16 protein-coding genes are annotated in these 21,926 nt (G+C 60.6%); 14 read left to right on the top strand and 2 right to left on the bottom strand.

Annotation, left to right across the window (positions count from 1 at the left end; all coding sequences use genetic code 11):
- Positions 1-114 precede the first annotated feature (114 nt).
- The gene (locus ACE3TY_RS02370) at positions 115-771 is read left to right on the top strand and encodes a hypothetical protein (protein WP_374650540.1); all 657 of its coding nucleotides are present in this window, start codon (positions 115-117) and stop codon (positions 769-771) included.
- Here the strand turns inward: ACE3TY_RS02370 and ACE3TY_RS02365 are convergent.
- A complete protein-coding gene (locus ACE3TY_RS02365; RefSeq protein WP_374650986.1) occupies positions 746-1,042 on the bottom strand; it encodes a hypothetical protein in 297 nt (98 codons plus the stop codon). The genes ACE3TY_RS02370 and ACE3TY_RS02365 overlap by 26 nt on opposite strands.
- On the opposite strand from ACE3TY_RS02365, the gene ACE3TY_RS02360 reads away from it, so the two are divergent.
- From ACE3TY_RS02360 to ACE3TY_RS02300, 13 genes are all read left to right on the top strand, one after another.
- Positions 1,022-1,750, top strand: coding sequence for a metallophosphoesterase (locus ACE3TY_RS02360; RefSeq protein WP_374650965.1), 729 nt, complete (start codon positions 1,022-1,024; stop codon positions 1,748-1,750). The two genes, ACE3TY_RS02365 and ACE3TY_RS02360, sit on opposite strands and share 21 nt — an antisense overlap.
- Positions 1,751-1,874: 124 nt before the next feature.
- On the top strand, positions 1,875-3,932 hold the full coding sequence (locus ACE3TY_RS02355; protein WP_374650539.1) for an ATP-dependent helicase: 2,058 nt from the start codon (positions 1,875-1,877) through the stop codon (positions 3,930-3,932).
- A gap of 144 nt (positions 3,933-4,076) precedes the next feature.
- Complete coding sequence (locus ACE3TY_RS02350; protein WP_374650537.1) at positions 4,077-4,796, top strand: hypothetical protein; 720 nt, start codon at positions 4,077-4,079, stop codon at positions 4,794-4,796.
- Positions 4,797-4,799: 3 nt separating this feature from the next.
- Positions 4,800-5,132 (top strand): hypothetical protein, encoded by a 333-nt coding sequence (locus ACE3TY_RS02345; protein ID WP_374650535.1) that lies wholly within the window; start codon positions 4,800-4,802, stop codon positions 5,130-5,132.
- Between the two features lie 232 nt (positions 5,133-5,364).
- Complete coding sequence (locus ACE3TY_RS02340) at positions 5,365-6,090, top strand: Tn7 transposase TnsA N-terminal domain-containing protein (protein WP_374650533.1); 726 nt, start codon at positions 5,365-5,367, stop codon at positions 6,088-6,090.
- A 2-nt stretch (positions 6,091-6,092) separates the two neighbouring features.
- A complete protein-coding gene (locus ACE3TY_RS02335; protein ID WP_374650531.1) occupies positions 6,093-8,099 on the top strand; it encodes a Mu transposase C-terminal domain-containing protein in 2,007 nt (668 codons plus the stop codon).
- Positions 8,096-9,058 carry a TniB family NTP-binding protein gene (locus ACE3TY_RS02330; protein WP_374650529.1) on the top strand — a complete coding sequence of 321 codons (963 nt, stop codon included), beginning with the start codon at positions 8,096-8,098 and terminating at the stop codon, positions 9,056-9,058. Before ACE3TY_RS02335 ends, ACE3TY_RS02330 begins: the two co-directional genes overlap by 4 nt.
- A gap of 9 nt (positions 9,059-9,067) precedes the next feature.
- Positions 9,068-10,915 carry a TniQ family protein gene (locus ACE3TY_RS02325; protein WP_374650527.1) on the top strand — a complete coding sequence of 616 codons (1,848 nt, stop codon included), beginning with the start codon at positions 9,068-9,070 and terminating at the stop codon, positions 10,913-10,915.
- A 152-nt stretch (positions 10,916-11,067) separates the two neighbouring features.
- Entirely contained in the window at positions 11,068-12,897 is a 1,830-nt protein-coding gene (locus ACE3TY_RS02320) for a TniQ family protein (RefSeq protein WP_374650526.1), read from the top strand.
- 491 nt (positions 12,898-13,388) lie between these two features.
- Positions 13,389-13,997, top strand: coding sequence for a TetR/AcrR family transcriptional regulator (locus ACE3TY_RS02315; RefSeq protein WP_374650524.1), 609 nt, complete (start codon positions 13,389-13,391; stop codon positions 13,995-13,997).
- Positions 13,998-14,004: 7 nt separating this feature from the next.
- Positions 14,005-15,279, top strand: a complete 1,275-nt coding sequence (locus tag ACE3TY_RS02310) for a DUF418 domain-containing protein (protein ID WP_374650522.1) — start codon at positions 14,005-14,007, stop codon at positions 15,277-15,279.
- A complete protein-coding gene (locus ACE3TY_RS02305; RefSeq protein WP_374650521.1) occupies positions 15,260-16,501 on the top strand; it encodes an efflux RND transporter periplasmic adaptor subunit in 1,242 nt (413 codons plus the stop codon). The genes ACE3TY_RS02310 and ACE3TY_RS02305 overlap by 20 nt, the downstream gene beginning before the upstream one ends.
- Positions 16,492-19,665 carry an efflux RND transporter permease subunit gene (locus tag ACE3TY_RS02300; RefSeq protein ID WP_374650519.1) on the top strand — a complete coding sequence of 1,058 codons (3,174 nt, stop codon included), beginning with the start codon at positions 16,492-16,494 and terminating at the stop codon, positions 19,663-19,665. The genes ACE3TY_RS02305 and ACE3TY_RS02300 overlap by 10 nt, the downstream gene beginning before the upstream one ends.
- Positions 19,666-19,767: 102 nt before the next feature.
- On the opposite strand, the gene ACE3TY_RS02295 is transcribed toward ACE3TY_RS02300, so the two are convergent.
- Entirely contained in the window at positions 19,768-21,822 is a 2,055-nt protein-coding gene (locus tag ACE3TY_RS02295) for a methyl-accepting chemotaxis protein (RefSeq protein WP_374650517.1), read from the bottom strand.
- Between the last annotated feature and the right edge of the window lie 104 nt (positions 21,823-21,926).

The raw sequence follows: 21,926 nt of genomic DNA, 5'->3' as shown, positions 1-21,926 counted from the left end.
GCAATATACCTATAGTGGTGTCGAATCAGTTGTTACGACCCAGGGATGTGAGGAAAATTTCACACTAAAGCAGTTTTTGCTCCTGAAGGAGCCGCCACCAGGGGGAGTGAGGACATGGGAGTTATTGTCACCGCTGGAAATCTCGTCAGCCTCAGTGACAACCATAATCAGTGCGTCAACACGGACATTCGGCAGCGTGTGCATCGTCTTCATTTCAACATTGCCGGCAGCATCAAGTTCGAGATCACCTATCTTTTCTCACGTCACCCCGGAGGCAAATCGGGCGACGCCGCAGCGCTGCTTCACGCCATGAAGGGAAGCCGCGATTATTGCATTTCGCGATCCGATACACTGACGATTGCCCAGCGTGCTATCTCTCTCGGTATTGGTGCCATCCAGGGGAAATATACCGATGCCCTAATTCCGATGCCGACGACGTCGGAGATCGTAAGCAGATGTTGCAGGTATGCTTCCGCCCGTATGTCCGGTCGGCCGCCTATCGCTCACGCCCTTCGTAAGCGCTCTGTCGAGGAACTGCTCGAAGTCATGCCACCGGTTTCGGCGGTATCTCCTGGCGTGAGAGCGGATTACGCAAGCTTTCGGCGCCGGCTAACGAGTTTGGATCGAAGTGCCACAATTGCCATGAAGCACATACCGGTTCGTCTTAGGCGGTTCGTTCCGCTTATCACCGCAGAGATGGGAGAAACAATCCGCAAAATGACCCGCGTCATCATTGTTGATGACGTCATTTCCACAGGTAGTTCGTTTTAGCCAAGCTGCCGAAGCGATCCTTCAGAACGCTCCAAGCTGCAAAATTGAAGGTTTCGCCATATTTGGACCAGTGTCTCGACGCCGCCCCGTCTTCCGCTAAAAGCGGTTTGTAATGGCGCCCTGCCCTCTTCAGCATCAGCCCATGTTTATCGATATTGAAGAATGGCCTTGGCAGCTGGCGCCAGCCGCCACTCGTCGCCCTCTTTTCGCAATAGGCGACATACACGGACGTCACGACCTTTTCCGCGCGTTGTTCGCTTGCATCCGCCAACGGATCGCTTCCGATAGCCTCGCGGACAGCCTCCTCGTCCTTTTGGGTGACTATGTCAGTCGAGGTCCGAGGAGTCTGGCTGTGCTAAGAGAGATCTTTGATGATAGCGAACCGGGAGACGTCGAGCTCGTTCGGCTGCCCGGAAACCACGAGCAGATGTTGCTCTGGTTTGTTAAGGAGGCCGAGGCACCGAAGGTGCCTCTCCGGATCTGGTTCGAGATCGGCGGCGATGCATTGGCCACTGAGCTCGGCTGGCGGGCTCGAGACGCCCTGGCCGAACCCGAGCCATTTCGACAAGCCCTGATCGCTGCGCTCGGGCCATCGTTGATCGAGCGCCTCGCCGAGCTCAAAAGCCATCATCGGTCAGGCCAGTATCTTTTCGTGCATGCCGGGATACATCCCCTACTCGGCCTTGCCACTCTGGATCCAGATTGGCGCAGAACTTCCTATGGCAAGATCTTGGAGGACTTCGACCCACTGTGGATCCGAGGCCCGTTCCTTACCCACGCCGGGCCTTTCGAAGACGGGTTGATCGTGGTGCATGGCCACACACCGAACGACGAACCAGAACTGTTGCCCAATCGGCTCAATCTCGACACCAGGGCATTTGAAAGCGGTCGGCTGAGCGCGATCCAAATCCAGGGTGGCCATATGCGCGTCATCCAGGCGATTGGCGACAGGCGAGAGAGAGCCCGAGGCTGGCCTTAAGCAGAGTATGCCACAACAAGCAACTGATTGAAATCAGACGGTTATTTGTTACGCGCCTTTAGTATTGGCACGGAACATAGTTAGAACATAAACTGCCGCCGTAACTCATCCTTAGGCAGCAGCTATGGGCTCAGACGACGCCAGCACCTATCTCGGAAAGCTGAATGATCAGCAGCGAGAAGCCGTTGAGCACGGGGATGATGGTGACGACCGTCCACTCCTCGTCCTTGCAGGCGCCGGTTCCGGCAAGACCAATACCCTCGCCCACCGCGTCGCCCATCGCGTCGTGAAGGGTGCCGACCCAAACCGGATGCTCCTCCTCACCTTCTCCCGGCGCGCAGCCCAGGAAATGAGTCGTCGTGCCGAAGCAATCGTGGCGAAGGCGACGAACTGTTCGCTACGGCTCCCATGGGCCGGCACATTCCATGCGATCGGCGCCCGGCTGCTGCGCGAGTTTGCCGTTCATCTCGGTATCGAGCCCCGCTTCTCTATTGCCGACCGCGGTGATGCCGCGGACCTGATGAATCTGGTGCGGAACGATCTCGGATTCGCCGACAAGGCATCCAGATTTCCGATGAAGGCGACCTGTCTCTCGGTTTACTCCCGTGTTGTGAACACTCAAGGATCCATCGACGAGATCTTGCGCAATGACTTTCCGAAGTTCCGCCATTGGCAGGAGGAACTGCGAGCGCTTTTTGCCGCCTACGTGGACGCCAAGCACGCCCAGGCAATCCTCGACTACGACGATTTGCTGCTCTATTGGGCTCAGGCGATGTTGGTCCCAGCGGTCGCCCAGGCTGTCTCGGAAAAGTTCGACGACATCTTTGTCGACGAGTATCAAGACACGAACAGCCTGCAGGCGGCGATCCTCCATGGGCTCCGGCCTTCGGGTAAAAACCTTACGGTCGTCGGTGACGACTCGCAGTCGATCTATTCCTTCCGTGCCGCAACGGTCCGCAACATCCTGGACTTTCCCGGCCAGTTCGCCAACGAAGCTCGTGTGGCACTCCTCGAACAGAACTACCGCTCGACGCGGCCCATTCTCGACGCCAGCAACGCCGTTATCGGCCTTGCCCTAGAGCGATTCACAAAGAACCTCTGGTCCGACAAGCCGGAGGGCGAGAAGCCATCCATCGTTGTGGTGGAAGACGAGACCGCCCAAGCTGAGTTCATCGTCGAGCGTGTTCTGGCCAACCGGGAAAGCGGGCAGGCCCTCAAGGACCAAGCAGTTCTCTTCCGGGCGGGCGACCATAGCGACCGGCTCGAACTGGAGTTGACCCGCAAGAACATTCCTTTCGTGAAATTCGGCGGCCTGAAGTTTCTCGAGGCAAGCCATGTGAAGGATATTCTGGCAATCCTGCGCTGGGCCACGAACCACAAAGATAGTGTTGCAGCGTTCCGCGTCCTGTTGCTGTTTCCAGGCGTTGGCCCGGCGACGGCACGCAAACTCGTCGACAAGCTCGCCCAGGTCGACGATCCCACCCATGTCCTCGCTCGGTTCAAGGCACCGGCGGCCGCTGGGCAGCAATGGCGCGAATTCTGCTCGACCTATAGTGGGCTGCGGAGGCAGGTGTCAGGCTGGCCGAGCGAACTGGAGGCAGTTGCCCGCTGGTATGCACCGCTTCTGCAAGAACAGTATGAAGACGCACATGTGCGCGAGGCGGATCTTCAGCAACTGGTCCAGATCGCCAATGGATACGCTTCCCGCGAGCAGTTTCTAACTGATCTGACGCTCGATCCGCCCGATGCCATGAGTGACGAAGCCGGCGTGCCCTCCAAGGATGACGACTACCTCATCCTTTCCACCATCCACTCCGCAAAGGGCCAGGAATGGCGATCGGTCTTCGTCCTAAATATCGTGGATGGCTGTATCCCGTCTGACCTCGGGACTGGTGAGCAGGACGACATCGAAGAGGAGCGCCGGCTACTTTACGTCGCCATGACCCGAGCCAAGACCAGCCTCCACTTGGTCCAGCCGCGACGGTTTTACACCCACAATCAACATCGCCTGGGCGATCGCCACGTGACGGCAACCCGGACACGCTTTATTCCGACGTCGATTCTTGACCACTTCCAACAGGAATACTGGCCAGCCCGCCGCTCGCTCAATGAGGTAACCCAGGCGATCTCCGAAAAACCCATGGTCGACCTCAAAGACCGGGTAAAGGCCATGTGGCGTTAGTCGCCGATATTCTCCATTTTACTGATTTTTTGTTGTCCATTTTGTTTGTCACTGTGTCTATTTCATTTGCCATCGAGTCGCCGCTGACGCAAGGCGACCTCGCCTAACACAGCACCCATAACGATTTCTTCGTGGAGATCGCCGATGACACCTGCCGCATACCAGGCGCGGGTCGAGCTGTTGCGCCAGAAGCACGTGTTCATGAAGGAACACACGCTCAACAGCGACTTGCTGCCAGGTTGGTTGCCCGTCATCGAGCGGTTATGTGCCGATATTGAGCGGCTGCTCACGGAGATGGAAAAGCGAGCGCTCCACCTCATTCAGATCAAGGAGAAGCTCGGCGAGTTAGCGTTCTACTCGTCCTTCCTCACCGACGCACCCGTCGGCTCCGCCGACATGCGGCTGTTCGACAGCCAACCCCGTATCCGAAAATACTTCGATCTCGTTCAGGCGACCCAGCGCGATACAATCCACATTTGCTTCATGTGTGGCGAGGCCGGCCAGCTGCGAGAGGTCAGGGATACGTTCATCCCACTCTGCTTCAACCACAGGAACACCCACTTTCGACATCTCGACTTCGCATTCGAACAGGTTACCGATCGTGTCTTCCTGCCGCCGACGGCGATGCAGATTGCCGGCCGCTTGTTGCTGCACATTGATCAGCTCCGCGCCATCGGCTTCGACGAACTCGCGATCGCCCCCTCTACGGATGATGTCATCATCTTCCGTCTCGTTTCACGGGATCCGACGTCGCTCGCACCTGATTCCGCCCGCATAGCGTCGAGCCTCGCCAGGTGGCCCTTGGATCCCGCTACTCGGCTTTCCCTCGACGACAATGTCGTCTGGGTGTTTCAGGAGCCCTAAAGCATGACGGATCCGCTTGCCACCGATTGGTTCGTGGTTGAGGTCCAATGGCGGGGGATCCTGCTCCCCTACTATCACCTCAGCGGCGTAGCTACCGGTCACGAGCTCATCCCGGATGGCCACCGGTTCATAAGCACCGCCATGCAGTGGATCAGCCGGCCACGAAGACAGGCTCAAACCCGCAATCGGCTCTATCGCCTCGGCCGGGAATGCACCCTCTCGGAAATACGGGCGACCGACTACCAGCGTATTGCCGATTATCTGGACCAACTTTGGTCACCGCCCGCCGCCATGCGGCTCGCCGTGGCCTACCCGGAACACCTCAAACCGGACTGATGTCCTGTATCCGAAGGCCTTCTACGTTTAAGCGCACAGCGTTTATTCGCTGAATGAGCGCATTCTTTTTCAACTTAAAAAGACTCATCTTGCGTCAAGCCAAGCCTCCCAAGTAGCTGTTTTGGTGTGACTTTTTCAGGCCTAAAAAATATGCGTGCAAATTAGGAAACGACCATGGGCTCAGGGGCCAACGTTTATTTTACAGCCAAAACGAGTCTCGCAGGTAACAAACATGGTTAACGAACAAACAGTGCAAACGGCCTGGTATCAGGCGCCGACGCGCATCCCCAATCCGCCGCGTAAGGACGCACATACCTACCCGGTCAAAATCAACCGCAGCCGGCGCGTCGTCGGGCTGATGCTCAGCATGATCGATCAGGAAATGCTGCCGTATCACTCCTCGCTTGAACGCGTCTTCATCCAGATCATGGGGCTGGACCCGAGGTGCAAGGAACTGCGCGCTCAGCCCCGCTCCATCTCCTACGAAACGCCTGAAGGCCTGCGGAGCTATACCGCGGACTTCTACGCCACATTCGAGACCGGCCACCGTCTTCTGGTCGAAACCAAGCCCGAATGGGCCTATCGCGCCGAAGGCAGCGAGGAGAAGTGGCGCAGCATCAAGGAAAGCGCCCGCGCACTTGGGCTCGGTTTCGTCTGGATGGGGGAGAAAGAGCTTCTCCGCCAGCCGCGTTACGACAATCTAGTCTTCCTCCAAATCTATCGCTCGAGCGGCGTTGATCTCGATATCGCGCATCTCATCGATCAGGCGTTCGCGCGTCAGAAGGTGATTTCCCTCAAGGACCTGCAGACCTTGTCGGAGGACCGCCTGCTCGTCCGCGACACCGTCGCCACGCTGCTCGTGCAGCGTCACCTCTGGACCAATCTCGACCTTCCCTTCAACGAAGAGAGCCTCATCCAAAAGGTCTCTTCACCCTTCATCGACCACACAAGGAGCTGAACATGCTATCACTCAACCGCGGCGACCAAATCGACCATCAGAGCCACATCTACGACTTCACGCACGTCACCAACAATGGCGACTACTGCTTCAAGAGCCTGCAGAACGGCACTGTCCTCAACCAGACGCTCAACGAGGTCGAGAAGGCCTTTGTCGAGGGCCGACTGCAGTGCAGCCTCAATATCGGCAAAACGCTGCCGAACTGGCGCGAAATCGCGCTGAAGTCCGACTTCCTCTCGCGGCCTTTCGCGCATCGGCAGATCGCATTCCGCCGCAAGGCATACTGCGATGCCATCATCGAGGCAGGCGAGCCGGCACCCCAGGACAAGGCCTGGCCGATCATCATCGCCCGCGTCGCCGCGGAGCGAAACGAAACGCCGCCAAACTGGGAAACGGTCAAGCGCTGGGCGAAACCCTACAAATCGCGGAACATGGATATCCGTGCCCTGCTGCCCGGCTATGGTGCCCGCGGCCGCAAGCGTAAGCAGCTCTCCAGCCTTGAGGAGAGATTCCTCTCGTCGATCATCTCCAGGTATCAGGTCGCCGAACGGCCGACGATGGAGGAAATCGTCAAGGAGGTCCGGGACCGCTACGCGGAGGCCATCGCGACCATGGCCGGCGCTTCGAAATGGAAGGCGCCGAGCGCCTCGACCATTCGCCGCCGGATCAAGGAACTCGATCCCTACGAGACGACGCTTCAGCGCGAAGGTGAAGCCGCGGCTCGTCAGAAGTTCCAGAAGCGCGGCAAGGGTTTCCAGCCCAGCCGCCGGCTCGAGCTCGTCGAGATCGATCACACGCGTGCCGACGTCATGGTCGTCGATGAGGAGCGCAAGGCATTCCTGGGGCGACCCTGGATCTGCTGGGCGATCTGCAAACGGACCCGCATGATTGTCGGGCTCTACATTGGGTTTCATCCGCCCGGCACCGAGAGCATCATGCAATGCCTGCGCAACATGATCATGCCGAAGACCTACGTTCAAGAAGAGTTTCCGGAACTGGGACTGACGTGGGATGCCTATGGCATTCCGGCGGCAATCCTCGTCGACAATGCGCAGGAAAACCACAGCGAGTCACTGAAGGCCGCTGCTGCCTGCTTCAACGTCGAGATTCGTTACGCCCCGGTCGGCCGCCCCGAATTCAAGGGCACGCTTGAGCGCCTCAACGGCACCTTCGCTACCTCGGGCTATACCTGGATGCCAGGCAAGACGTTCGGCTCCATCTCCGCCCGCCGCGACTACGATCCGGCAAAGCATGCGTGCATCACGCTGAAGGACTTCCGCCGACACGTCCACAGCTGGTTGCTCGCCATGTATTGCAATGCGACACATCGGGGCATCAACGCGGTTCCGGCAATGCGCTGGGCGGAGGAGGTGCAGAAATATCCGGTTCGTTTGCCGGCCAACGTCAAGGACATCGACCTCCTGCTGGGTATCAGCAAGGAATACTCGGTCTCCAACACCGGTATCGAGATCGCCAAGCTCACCTATCAATCGGATGAGCTCAATCTGATCCACCGTGCGCATCCGAATCAGAAGGTCGTGGTCAAACGCAATCCGGATAACGTCGCGAAGATCGTGGTTGTCCATCCGGTCACCCACGACCTGGTCGTCGTGCCCTGCACCAATCCGCACGCCCACGGCGTCTCTTTCCACCAGCATGCGTGCATCCTCGCCGCCATGAAGGCAGACGGTGTCGAGCACATGAACCAGGAAGTCTACCGCAAGGCTCGTATCGCCCATTACGACATGGCCGTGGCGATCCTCAACATGAAGCGGAGTTCAGCGAAGAGCCGAGCACAAGCGGCGCGCAAGCTCAGCGGGTCGAACACGATCCAGGCGAAAAGCCTGGCGCTCCACCAGGAGCCGGAACTCGATCCGGATCTCGAGCAGATTCTCGCCGAGAACGCTCCGGTCCCGATGACGAAAGCTCAGATCGCCGGCATGGTCGGCAAACAGACGGCAGCGGAGCCCTACTCGCCGAAGCCCTACAAGACGCGGGGTCAGGCATGACCCCGCATGACGACACTTCGGAAATCTATCCTGGACTGCACTGTGAGAGGTTCATCGACTATAGACGCGCGGAACCTCTACAGCGGCAGATTCGCGACTTCGGCGATGGCATCAATATCCCACCGAAACGCTTCATGTATGTCTGCGGCCCAACGGGCGTCGGCAAGACCCAGCTGCTGGCTTGGTCGTTCGATCCCGACGACTTCAAGGTCCGCGTGACGGCGACGCGGAGGCTTGTCCCGATCGTCTATTCTCGCGTTCCGGATCGGGGCACGATGCATGGGTTCTGCTCCAAGCTTCTGAAGCAGCTCGGAGGAGCTTCGAATCCCCGCGAAACCATCGACGCCCTCGTCGATCGGATACAGTTCTATCTCGAGACCCATAAGACCAAGCTTCTCATTATCGACGAAGCCCAGCACTTCGAACGTAGCGGCGAGTATCCGGTCGCTGACGTGCTGAAAGGTATGGTCGAAGAGTTTCCCTGCCGCATTCTCCTGGCAGGCGTCTACGACCTTGTGGGGCTGGTCTCCAGAAACCCGCAACTTGCCGGGCGTCTGATTCGATCCATTATGGTTAAACCCTTCGATTGGTTCAATCCGGCGGACCAGGATGACTACCGCGGTTTCCTCCACACAATTCAATGCGGAGCGCCGGAGACTTACGCCGATGTCGACATCAGCGCGATGGGTCTCGCGGGGTGCATTCATCTTGCATCCCGGGGACTCCTGCGAGCCACGACCAACCTGCTCGCGCTGGCCAAAATCGAGGCCCACGAGGCGGGGCGACGGGCGATCACGACCGACGATCTCTCGGTCGCGTTCTACGAGCTGAACAAGACGCTGAAACCGATGCCGGATGATCCGTTCCAGATGCGGTCGTTACCGGCTACGTGGGAGCCGGCACCCATTACGGAAGGGATCGACATGGGCAAGAGGCCGAGCCGGCCGCGCCGCCGATAACTGGGCGCCATGTCGACCTTCTTCGGCAATATCCAGACGCTCGAGCCAGGCGAAAGCCTCTACGGTTGGGTCAATCGCCTGGCCGAAGCTATGGATGCACCCTCTTACCAAGCGATCTGGCAGTTGATCGGCCTGAATGGCGCGGAAGGCCCACTGCCGAGGCGCGTATCCTCGACGCTCGCCTCGGCAGCTGACTGCGCACCCGATGAGATCGGCCTGCACTACTGGTGCGGCGACGACAGGGCTCGAAAGCTGGGCACGACCACGGTTCCCGCCTGGATGATAGCCCGGAGCCACACGCGGTTCTGCCCAATCTGCGTCTGGGAGGGCCGCCCTCACCTTGCTGTCTGGGATTTTTCACCCCTGCCATCCTGTCTGGCCCACAATTGCCACCTGACTGATATTTGCCAAGTCTGCGGCTCAGGCCTAAGGCGCCACCGGCGCTGGTTTCGACACTGCGCCGAGTGTGGCCTTCCCATCACGGCAAATGTCCGGAAGGCTCATGCCGCCAGCGCCCGTGAAAATCGCCTAGCGACGGCGATCCACAGCTGGCTGGACAAGTGCAAAGTATCCAGCGGGTTCCCACCGGACATTCAGCAACTCGACCTGGCTAACCTGGTGCTTATGGCTCGGCTCGTGGGTTCGATGGCCCATGATCAGCAGCCCGCTTATCACCCCCGTCGGGCCTGGCTGGCCGAAGACGCGGTCCGAGCCGCATACGGCATGGAGCTGCTTCGGAAATGGCCAAATGCCTTCCATCGGCTCCTGCGGACATTGGAGACCACGGCGTATCGCCCCCTGCCCTTCCTCAATCCATCGGCACATCGGCTTGTCAGCCTGAGATTCCGCCATGAAGGCGACTTCCCTTACGCCAAGCTGATCACTGCGGAGATCTGGAATCATGCCGCCAGGCAAGGGATCATTCTTCCACCTGTCACTTATGGCTACACGCCGGATGACTTCGCCGAGCGCTTTGTTTCGCTCCGCGACGGCGCCAAGATCGCCAACATCCCCGCATTGAAGCTGGCCGCGATCGCAAAAGCGCGACGATGGCTGGGGCACCGGCAAATCGGATGTCGATGTCCGATCTGGCTGCGTCGCGACGACATTGTCAATGATCCGCAAATCGGAATCCGTCCGATCTATCTCGTGGAAGCCGCGAAAATCCTGGGTTGCAACCAAAACTGCCTGCGGCGCCTCATCCGGCTAGGCCATTTGACCGCACCGGCCGCCGACGGCGTTCGGAACAAGAAGGCCGCATGGCATTCAACGGCCGCCGATCTTGAGGCGTTCAAGGTCGCGATCCGGGAACGCGTTGCCGAGAACCAAGTGCGACGCGCCGTCTCCTGGCGGTTCTTTTCTCGAAGTCACGGCAATTGCGCCACCCAGCATGGTGATGTCATCGCCGCCGTCATCCGCGGCGAGGTGATCGTGCCCGCCTGGGAGACCGATCGGCTCTTTGACCTTCAGTTTGACCCGAACTCGCTTGCGGACTTCATTCAGCCTCGGGCGAAGCAAGTATCCGGCTCCATGAGTGCGCTGGCCAAGTCATTTGGGGTGCCAGAGGCCGTGCTCCAGGCGGCGGTCAGCGCTGGATTGCTCCGCCGGCCGCGCGGTCACCTTACCCGCGTTCTCCTATCGAGCTTCACGTCCTTCGTGGCGAGATATGCGACCGTTGCGATGGTCGCAGGGCCGAAGCGGAAGGATATCTGGCAACTTCGCAAAGCCGCCAGGCAGATCAATCTGACGCCTATCAGGTCGACGATCTCCGGCGACCTCATCGTCGAGATTTTCAGAAGAGAAGAGTTGCTTCGTGCGGCCGCATCGATCGGGAGGTCCGATGACCCAGACCGGTAAATCGCACGCCATTTCGAGCTTCACTTTCGCAGCATCGGCGCTGGTGCAGATTTCGACTCTATTGCAGCGTTTTTTGCTGATCTCACGGGCTTTTTTGGACCCATCGCTCGCTGGCGGACCAATGTCTTTCTTGAGACTTTTCAGGAGAGACCGTGTCCTATCCCTTGCTTCTGCAGCCCGTCGCCGGCGAGAGCCTACTTGGATTTCTGTGCCGCGTGGCGGCGATCAATCGGTTCAATGGCATCGGTCCGATCTTGGACGACATTGGGCATGGCACCGTTCTGAGCGCGCCTATGTCTGATGCGTCACTATCGGTTCTTTCCGAGCGGGTCAGGGTAGATGAGAGTGTGTTGAAGAGCATGCAGGTCTCGACGTTGAACGCCAGCAGCTCGACCCTCAGCGTGCGGCGCAACGTGGTGTCGCTGCGGCAACGAATCTGCCCCCTGTGCCTGGACGAAACCGGCACTCATCACCTTTCATGGCACTTGAAAGCTGTGACTCATTGTCCGATTCACGCGACACCCCTGCAGGCAGATTGCGGGAGCTGCGGCCAGAAGCTCGACTGGCGCCGGGCCAACCTCCGAACATGCTTTTGCGGCAAACCTCTCGTCGGTCGCCAAATTTGGGACAAACCACTCAGCGGCAAATACATGGCTGGTTTGCGGCTACTCTTCGAGAAGTGTGGTGGTGAGCGTCGATGGCCGGCACTCTCAACGCGCTTGCCGGCCGCATTTGCTGCGCTGAAAGCTGCTGATCTATCCGCCCTGCTGGTCGTTCTCGGGAAAGCGGCGGTGGTGCATGAACCGTCGATTCCGACAAGAAACGTCTGCATCACCGCGGACGGCAGGCCGCTCGCCACCTTGGGTCTGTCACTTCTCTTGGACTGGCCCAACGGCTTGCGAAAAGTGGTTGAGAGGAACCGTGCCGCTTCTGACCGATCGCTCGTGAACGCGCGCCTCAAGAAGTTTCTCTCTCATAACCTCCTTCAGCGGAAGATGACAGGTGCCGACGCGGTCCTTTTCGAGATTCACCAGCAACTCTTCTTGAATGGCAATCATGGCACATTCGGCTTTGTAGCGCCCGATCCAGGGCCGCATCTGATGCATCGCCGAGAGGCCATCAAACTGCTTGGCAAGTCGTCCGCACATGTATCTGCTTTGATCAAGCAGTATGATCTTACGGACCCGGCTGAAGCCGACGGACCGTATCGACACTATCTCATCCGAGATCGTGTTCAAGCATTGGCGGAGCGGCAACTCCTCGACATCGATGGAGCCGACGTTATGAGCGTGACAACTGCTTCGCGGAGGCTCGGCATATGTCAGAGTAAACTTAGAGATCTCGCATCCCGCTCGCTATTTGGTGATTCAGCGAAAAGGCGTTTCGAACGTGAGCACAAGCTACAGTTCTTGCACGGCGGGGAATTCCGAGCGCTCGGCACCAACCCTCCCGGCACCGATTGTGTAGCGTCGCTAGAGCACGCCTTAGGCTTCGTCCGCGAACACGGCCTTGGCTTCACCGCTATCGCGGTTGTTCTTCAAAACCTCGGCATTCCGTTGTTGACGAATGAGACGCCAGCACGTGTGCGAACCCCGTCATCTGCGCTCATCGAACAACGCCTTCTTAGCGGTCCCCTCAAGGGACTCATTATAACTTCGAAAGAAGCTCTCCAGCTTCTCGGCACGACCAAGCATGTGCTGATTCGTGCGCAAGGCCTCGGACTGATCCGGCCGATTGTCGGCAGACAAAACCGCTATGTCCTCGGGGAAATCGAACAGTTTCTCCGCGACTACACCTTCGTCGCCAGGCTCTCCAAGGAACTGGACGTCCGATCGACGACGATCGGCCTTTTCCTCTCGCGACATGGCTTCCAGCCTATCGGCGGGGACAACGGTCCAAATGCTGAGCAAAGAATCTTCCGCAAGACGGACTTGGATTCCAATCCTTCATGGACCGAGTTTCTAATCCGACATCGAAGATAATCGGCTAATCAGATCGCCTTCAGAAACGCTGCGGCTCCCGCGGCGTTTTTTGCATTCAAAGTCCGACACCGGATGTCCGGCCCCTATTGCTCGGGCGAATAAGTTTTATTTCAGACTGAGCGATACTGAAAAAGATGCAAAAGCGACTATCTGCGGCTTTGAAAACCGCAGGCAGTCGGCTAGGTTGCTTTACGAATCAGACGCTTAGGCGCACAGGCATCGGCAACATTAAGTAGGCCCCACAAGCCTTGTGTCGGCCGCGGCCTGAGTAAGGGCGGGCGGATACGTCGTTTGTCTCATCTATCGAGGTGATGAAATTCTCCGGCCACGTCATAGACATAGCCGATCTGGGACATAGCCGATCTGGCTGTTAGCCAACAGCCCATTCCCCTGCGCAAAGCGCCCCGAGTTGCCGTCTTGACGGGAGTAACAGCATTGTATAATTAATAGACTGAGTGCTCGGTTAATTATTTAGTCAGGACGATTAGCGGATGGCGCGCAAGCTCGACCCAGACAAATACGAAGCCAAGCTGCAGCAGATCCTTGAGGCGGCGATCATCTGTTTCGCGCGGCATGGCTTCCACCAGACCTCAACGGCGCAGATCTGCGCCGAAGCCGGTATGAGCTCAGGCAATCTCTTTCACTATTTTGACAGCAAGGATGCGATTATCGAGGCGATCGTTGAAGAGGACAGGCGCGAAACCGCCGAACTCTTCGCGCGAATAGCAGACGCGGAAGATCTGTTCGCGGGCCTTCTGGAACTGGTTGAAACCAGCCTGGCGCTCGCCATGGATCCCATCTATGCACGGATCGGCATGGAGATCGCCGCCGAAGCGATGCGCAATCCGCGCATTGCGCGTGTTTTCGCGCGCAGCGAGTCCGAACTGAAGGCCAATCTCGTCGCACTCCTCCACAAGGCGGCCGAACGCCGCCAGATCGACTCACAACTCGACCTCGAACAGGCGGCGACGTGGATCATCGCGCTTGCCGACGGGGCGGTCGGGCGCGCCGCCCTCGATCCGTCTTTCAAGGCCGTCGATCACGGCCCAATCCTGCGCACGCTGGTGACCCGGTTTCTGCGTCCCCACCAACCGGAATGAGCGCATCATGAAACTTCCGGCTGAACTCCAGGCGCCCAGCGGTCGCGATACCGGCTCCAGCCAAATATCCGCATCTGGCGAGCGCCAGCTCTTCGTTGATGCGCTCCGCGGGTTCGCATTGTTTGGCATTCTGATCGTCAATATCAATGCCTTCGCCACCCCATACTATGGATCGGGTGTCGCCGATCCACATGAAAGCGCGGCGTCCGGCAACTTCTTTCCATATCTGATCAGCCTGCTGTTCGAGACCAAGTTCTATCTGCTGTTCTCATTCCTGTTTGGGTACAGCTTCACCTTGCAGGTGCAGTCGGCGGAGCGGGCCGATAAACCAATCCTGCCACGCCTGTTGCGCCGACAGACGGCCCTATGGGTGATTGGCTTCGCTCACGCTGTTCTGCTTTTCCATGGCGATATCCTGACGACCTACGCCTTGCTCGGAATTGTCCTATGGGCACTGCGAAGGTGCCGCGAGACCGTTCTCCTGCGGTTGGCCGTCGGACTCGTGATCGCCACCGCCTTGTTCTGGCTCGGCGTGGGTATCCTTACGGCGCTCGACCCCGCTCAGCCGGACGAGGCTGCCGCGCATGCCGCGGCGGGGGCGGCGCTAAGGGCCTATCGGGGAACGCCGACAACGGTGGTGGCGCAACATCTCCGCGACCTGGCGCAGATGTGGGTAATAACCGGCTTGATGCAGGCGCCCACGGCGCTCGCCATGTTTATCTGTGGCCTCGTCGCCGGCCAACGCAGACTGTTTGCCCAGGTCGCACACCTGCGGCCGGAGCTCCGTCGAGTATTGTTCGCCGGCATCGTCATTGGCCTGCCGGGTTCGGCCCTCTATGCCTATGGTTCAGTCAATCTGATGGGCTCGGCTTGGGAAGTTCTCGCCCTTTCGGTCGACCTGCTGACGTCGCCACTGTTGGCCGGAGCCTATGTCGCGGCCTTTCTACTGTTGTGCCAGACACCAGGCGGGCGCGTGCTGGCCGGGCTGCTCGCACCTGCCGGCCGAACGGCGCTCTCCAACTACATAGCGCAGTCGCTCGTCTGCGCGGTGATCTTTCATGCCTGGGGTTTCCGGCTGATCGGCAGCATCCCGCCCCACGCACTGTTCTGGCTGACCTTCGCCATCTTCGCCGCTCAACTCATCCTTAGCCACCTGTGGATGGGTCGCTTCGCTTACGGACCGCTGGAATGGCTGCTGCGGATGGTCACCTATTTTCAGCTTCTGCCGCTGCGGCGAAGCCATCGGCACGAGGGAGGCCAGCGTGGTTCCATCGCCCGATAGCGACAGGACAATACCGAGCGAACGCGAGGAGGCTGGCACTGAACGTCCTCTCAAACATCGTCGCCGCGGACTGCTTGCAATCGGTGCCGCCGCAATTACGGTGGTCGCGGGCGCTGCATTATTCGGCGCCGCCAGCGAAAAATCCGCGACGCTCCTGGAGCAATCGGCGGGCGATACGCCGCGCTCAGTGACGATTGAAATCGCTTCCGTGAGGCTGCTGGAGGCATCTCTGCCGGTGACGGGGTCACTCGTCGCGCGCGACGAGGTGGCAATCGGCACGGCGGTGGAGGGGCAGCGCGTCTCCGAAGTCCTGGTGGAGGAAGGTGACTGGGTCACCGCCGGCCAGGTGCTGCTCAAACTCGAAACCGACATCCTCGAGATACAGCGGCGCGACGCCGAAAGCCGGGTAGTGCGAGCCCGTGCCGCCGCCGCGCAACAGGAGGCGCTCCTGTCGGATGCCGAGGCGAAGTTCCGGCGAGCGGAACAGCTTTCCAGATCCAGCGCCCTGACCAAGGAAGAGCACGGACAGCGGCACACGGCTTTCCTCGCTGCGGGCCACGCACTTGACGCCGCCCAGGCTGAGCTTACGCAGGCCCAGGCGCAGCTTGCGGAGGCGCAGACGCGCCTCGAACGCGCGGTGATCCATGCGCCGGCCGCGGGGATCGTGTCCGAACGCCCCGCAAAGCCCGGCTCACTGGCGGGTGCGGAGCCACTCGTGAAACTCATCCGCGAGGGAGAAATCGAGTTCGAGGCCGAGGTGCCCGAAGCCGATCTCCCCCGCGTCGATCCTGGTCAGGCTGTCCGCGTCCTCGCAACTGGCATGGACCAGGCGATTGAGGGTCAGGTACGGCGGGTGGCGCCGAAGGTCGATCGGGAAACGCGGCTCGGTCTCGTCCGGATTGCCCTGCCTTCGGAACCCAACCTGCGCTCCGGCGTTTTTGCGCGCGGCGCCATTCTGCTCGAACGTCGCGAGGCCCTGACGCTGAGCAGCGAGGCAGTGATTCACGGCACCGACGGCCCCTACGTATTTGTCGTCGGCGCCAATGACCGAGCAATCCGCCGGCCCGTGGAAACGGGCGTGCAACACGATGGCCATGTTGAGATCAGGTCCGGGCTGGCCGACGGCGACCGCGTGGTGTCCAGGTCGGGCGCGTTCCTCCGGGACGGCGAACCGGTCATTCCGGCGTCACAGCCATTGAGCGTGAGCGAGGCGTGGCGGTGAGGCGCGGTATCTCTTCCTGGGCGATCCGCCGACCGATCCCGACCATTGTGCTCTTCCTGGCGCTGACGCTTGCCGGCTGGGTCTCTTTTCTACGCCTGCCGGTGAACGCCAACCCGCCCGTCTCCTTCCCGGTCGTAGGCGTCACCGTTGCCCAGACCGGCGCGACGCCTATCGAGTTGGAGACGCTGGTCACCCGGAAAGTCGAAGGCGCCATCGCCGGCCTCGTCGGCGTGCGGCACATTCAGTCGACCGTTTCCAGCGGGCTGTCCGACACCACGGTCGAATTCCAGCTTGGAACCGACCCGGACCGGGCGACAAACGATGTGCGGGATGCGCTCGCCCAGATCCGGGCCGATATGCCGCAGTCGATCGAGGAGCCGATCATCACGCGCATCGATGTCGAAGGAGGCGCAATTCTCTACTATGTGGTTCGTGCGCCTCACATGACGCAGCTGGCACTGTCCTGGTTCGTGGAAGATGCAATCGGGCGCGAGCTGCTAACCGTGCCTGGCGTACAGCGCGTGCAGCGCTTCGGCGGGGCAGACAGGGAGATCCGCGTCGAACTCAAGCCTGACCGTCTGATAGCTCTCGGCACATCGGCCGATGAAGTGAACGCGCAACTACGCAGTATCAATGCCGAAGTACCCGGCGGCCGCGGCCAGATTGGCGCGCGCGAACAGTCCGTCCGCACGCTCGGTGGCGCGCGCACGGTGGAAGAACTCGCCGCGCGCACCATCGCTCTTTCCGGTGGCCGCTGGGCGAAGCTCTCCGACCTTGCCGAGGTCAGAGACGGTGCCGCCGAAGCCAGGGGTTTCGCGCGGTATGACGGCGAAGCGGTGGTTGGCTTTTCGGTCTCTCGCTCCAAGGGATCGAGCGACACGGTCGTGGCCGAGGCGGTGGCGGCGAAGCTCGCCGAGATCGCCGCGCGCATGCCCGATGTGACCATCGAAGAGTCCGTGTCGACGGTTGAATACACACGCGAGAGCTATGATGCGGCGATGCAAACCCTCCTGGAGGGCGCGTTGCTGACCGTCATCGTCGTCTTTGCCTTCCTGCGCGACTGGCGAGCGACGCTGATCGCCGCGGTGGCCATGCCGCTCTCCATCCTGCCGACCTTCGCCGCGATGTCATTGTTCGGTTTCACGCTCAATAGCGTCAGCCTGCTGGCGCTGACCCTGGTCATCGGCATCCTGGTCGATGATGCCATTGTCGAGATCGAGAACATCGATCGCCACATCGATCAAGGCAAAAGACCCTATCTTGCCGCGATCGATGCCGCCGACGCGATCGGCCTCGCGGTTGTGTCGACCACGCTCACCATCGTCGCGGTATTCACGCCGGTGAGCTTTATTGGTGGGGTGGTCGGACAGTATTTCCGGCAATTCGGGCTGACCGTCGCCGTCGCCGTCCTTGCCTCGCTATTGGTCGCGCGGCTGGTAACGCCGCTCATGGCCGCCTACCTGCTGCGGCCGAAGCCTCTAATCGCAACCAGGGAAGACGATGGAAAACGCCCGCGCGCGAGCGGGTACTATCTGCACCTGCTGAGCTGGTCTCTCGACCATCGGCGGACGGCGATGGGGATCGCGGGCATGATCCTGATTGCTTCTCTCATGCTTGTGCCGCTGCTGCCGACAGGTTTCCTGCCGGTGAGCGACAGCGACATTTCTCAGCTCAAGGTGGAGTTTCCGCCAGGATCGAGGCTCGACGACACGGAGCGTGTTACCGCCCATCTCGCGTCCAAGCTGCTGGAACGCGCGGAAGTCGAGCACGTCCTGGTTATGACATCATCCCCCGACGAGGCCATGGTGATCGCACGGTTGAAGCCGCGGAGTGAGCGCAACCTGACCCGCAAAGCGTTCGAACGGATTGTCTGGCCGGTTCTCTCGAGCATTCCTGATATACGTCTTGCCTTCCTCGGCGATGCTGGGGGCAAGGACGTTTCCATCATCCTGTCTGGCGACGAGCCGACGCAGCTTGCCCAAGCCGTCCATGACCTCGAGGCGCAGATGCGTGGGCTGCCGCAACTCGCCAATGTTCAGTCGACCGCACCCCTGCCACGGCCGGAACTCCTCATTCGACCGCGTTTCGACGAGGCGGCGCGCCTCGGCGTCTCGACCGGCGCCATCGGTGCGACGGCACAGATTGCCACCCTTGGGGACACCAACGCCAATTCAGCGAAATTCAATCTGGGAGACCGGCAGATTCCTATCAGGGTATTGATCGATCCGGACGCGCGCGGCGATCTCGACGCGCTCCGCCAGCTTCGTGTCCTTCGCAACAATGGCGGGCTGGTTCCCCTGACGTCCGTGGCGGACATCGTCTTCGGCAGCGGCGATGCTGAGATCGAACGCCTTGACCGCAGACGGCGCATCGCGGTCGAGGCGGATCTGAACGGCGTATCGCTTGGCACCGCGCTCGACGCCGTTGCCGCGCTGCCGGCGATGAAGACACTTCCTTCAAGTGTCCGGCAGGTGCCCTATGGCGACGGGGAATACATGGCCGAGATGTTCGCCAACTTCGCGCTGGCTATGGCGACGGGTATCCTCCTCGTGCTGGCGGTGCTGATTCTGCTGTTCAAGGATTTTCTTCAACCGGTGACGATCCTGATCGCGCTGCCGCTCTCGGTCGGCGGAGCGGTGCTGGCGCTTCTGCTCTACGGCGCGGCGCTCGATCTCTCCTCGACCATCGGTCTGTTGATGCTCATGGGTATTGTAGGCAAGAACTCGATTCTGCTTGTCGACTTCGCGATTGAGCGCCGCCGCCACGGCCTGTCGCGCCGGGAAGCCCTGCTGGATGCGGGTGTCACGCGGGCCCGCCCAATTATCATGACGACGGTCGCCATGGTTGCCGGCATGGCGCCGGCGGCACTCGGCATCGGTGCCGACGCGGGCTTCCGTGCGCCGATGGCTGTCGCCGTTATCGGTGGCTTGATTGCCTCGACCCTTCTCAGCCTGATCTTTGTCCCCGTGGTGTTCAGCTACATGGACGATCTGCACCTGTGGCTCGCGCCACGGATCGGTCGCCTGACTTCCGTGACCCAGTCCGATATCGACTTTACATGCGCCTCCTCCATGCCGGGCAGAATCAGTGTCGCCGCCGGCTCGTCCCCGCAGGTCGATCGCTGCCAGTCACTGTCATCCGCTATGATTGGCGAGATTGACTGAGGTCGATCGCCCAAGGCGCGCGAGGTATGTCACGCGGCAGATCGCGACGGTGCGCCCCCGCAGCGACACTTCGCCGCGGGGGCCGCAGGCGGGTGCCGGGGATCAGGTAGCCCGCACGGTAACAAGGAAGGCCTCGACCTCCTGCCGCAACCGTTCGCCATTTCTGGCCAGCTCGGAAGCGGCGTTCAGCACCTCCGATGAGCCGGTGCTGGTCTGTTCGGAAGCTTGTGTCACGGCGGCGATGCTTGACGATACCTCCGCTGTGCCGGCGGAAGCTTCCTGGACATTGCGCGAAATCTCCTGCGTCGCCGTGCCCTGCTCCTCGACCGCGCTGGCAATGGCGGTCGATATCTCGTTCACCTGGCTGATCGTATGGGTGATGCCGTCGATCGCCTTGGCCGAGCTCGTCGACGCGTCCTGGATGGAACGAATCTGACCGGAAATCTCGTCGGTGGCCCGGGCTGTCTGGGTAGCGAGGTTCTTCACCTCGCTGGCGACGACGGCGAAACCTTTGCCCGCCTCGCCGGCGCGTGCCGCCTCGATCGTTGCGTTGAGCGCCAGCAAGTTGGTTTGCGCGGCGATTTCGTTGATCAGCGTCACCACATCGCCGATCGTTTGTGCCGCCTCGGCCAGGGCTTTCACCTTGGCGTTAGTGTCCTCCGCCTGAGTGACGGCATTGCCGACGATGCGGGTCGATTCCGTCACCTGGTTGCCGATCTCGCGGATTGACGACGACAGCTCCTCGGTCGCCGACGCCACCGTTTGCACGTTCTGCGTCATCTGCTCGGAAGCGGCGGCAACGGCGCGCGACTGCTGCGAGGTTTCCTCGGCGGTGGCGGAAAGAGATTCCGCCGTCGACTGCAGTTCGGTCGCCGCCGAACTGACCGAACCCACGATCTCCGATATCACCTTGTCGAACTTGGCGACCGCCTCCTCCATCCGCACGCCGCGCTCGATCTGTCGCGCCTGCTCCGCCGCCTGCGCAGCAGCGAGCCGGCTGGCCTCCAGCATGCTGTCCTTGAACACTTTCGCGGCAGCAGCCATCTCGCCGATCTCGTCGGAACGCTCGGTTCCGGGAACCTCGACCGTCATGTCGCCGCCGGCCAATGCGCTGAGCGCGCCGGTCATGCCGCCGATCGAACGTGTCGTGTCGCGGACAATGGCGAAACCGACAAATCCGGTCAGCCCGATGATGATGCCCGCTGCGGCGATCGCGATCCACAGATCGCGTTCCATCGCCGCCCGGATGGCAGCTGCGAGATCCAGAAGATTGACGGCCAAATGGTCTTCAACTTTCTTCAGCAGATCGATGCGCGCCGTCGTCATGCGATACCAATAGGCACCGTCGCTGCCGTCAATCGGCTGTCCGGGCATGGTTTCCATGGCGACCTTGCGCATGCGATCCACCTCGGTTACCGGCTCGCCGGTGACGGTCGCGGCGAAGAACTCCATATCCGCCTTGGTGGCATAGGAGCGGAAGAGGCGGAAATAAGTCTCCTGGTCGGCCACGACGGCAAGCAGGCGGCGATACTGCGCCGGCTCGAAGCTGCCTGCCGCAAATCCCGGTGCTCCGGTCGCCCGCTCCTGTCCGGCCCGCTCCTTCGCCTGGCCGAAATTCACATAGGCGGAGAGCGACCGTGCGACCTCCTCGCTGTTCACGAGCTTGACGATCTCCAGGCTGACATCGAGAAGGCGGCCGATCGTGGCCGTGAAGTACTTGCTGGACTCAGGCGCCGGAATAGCCAGCGAACTGATCTGCTGCCGCTTGGTGTCCAGTTCCGCCAGCTGCTTGCCGGCGTCGCCGATGATTGCTTCAAGCTCTCCCGCGGCCCCGGCGTCGAAGACCTTCAACGCCTCCTGGAATTTTACCAGCTGGGCGTCGGTCTGCGCGCGCTGCTCGGGCAGCTCCCTCGCGAGTTCCTGGCCCTTGCTCCCCAGGAACACCGCGGACGCCCCGCGTTCGCGCTGCAGATCGTGCACCAGGCCGCCTATTGTCGTCGCCAGATTGGCCATGATCGACAGGCGTTCCATTTGCGAGGCCGTCTGATGCTTGCCGGCGATGATGATTGCGGCAGCAACCGCCAGGGCGATCGATGGAACCGCCAGTACGATGATGATGCGGTGACTGATGCGAAGATGACGAAACAAAGAAAGCACGTGAAGCTCCTCCCAGTTGAGATGCATGTGCTGCGCGCTTATGCCGACGGACGGCGAGACTTCATTTTTGATTCGCGTGAAGCATCGCACCTAAGCATGAAAAA

This window comes from Dongia sp. (genome assembly GCF_041918875.1).
Lineage (GTDB): Bacteria > Pseudomonadota > Alphaproteobacteria > Dongiales > Dongiaceae > Dongia.
Note: the sequence above shows the minus strand (reverse complement) of the source record. Positions and strands in the feature narration are given on the sequence as shown.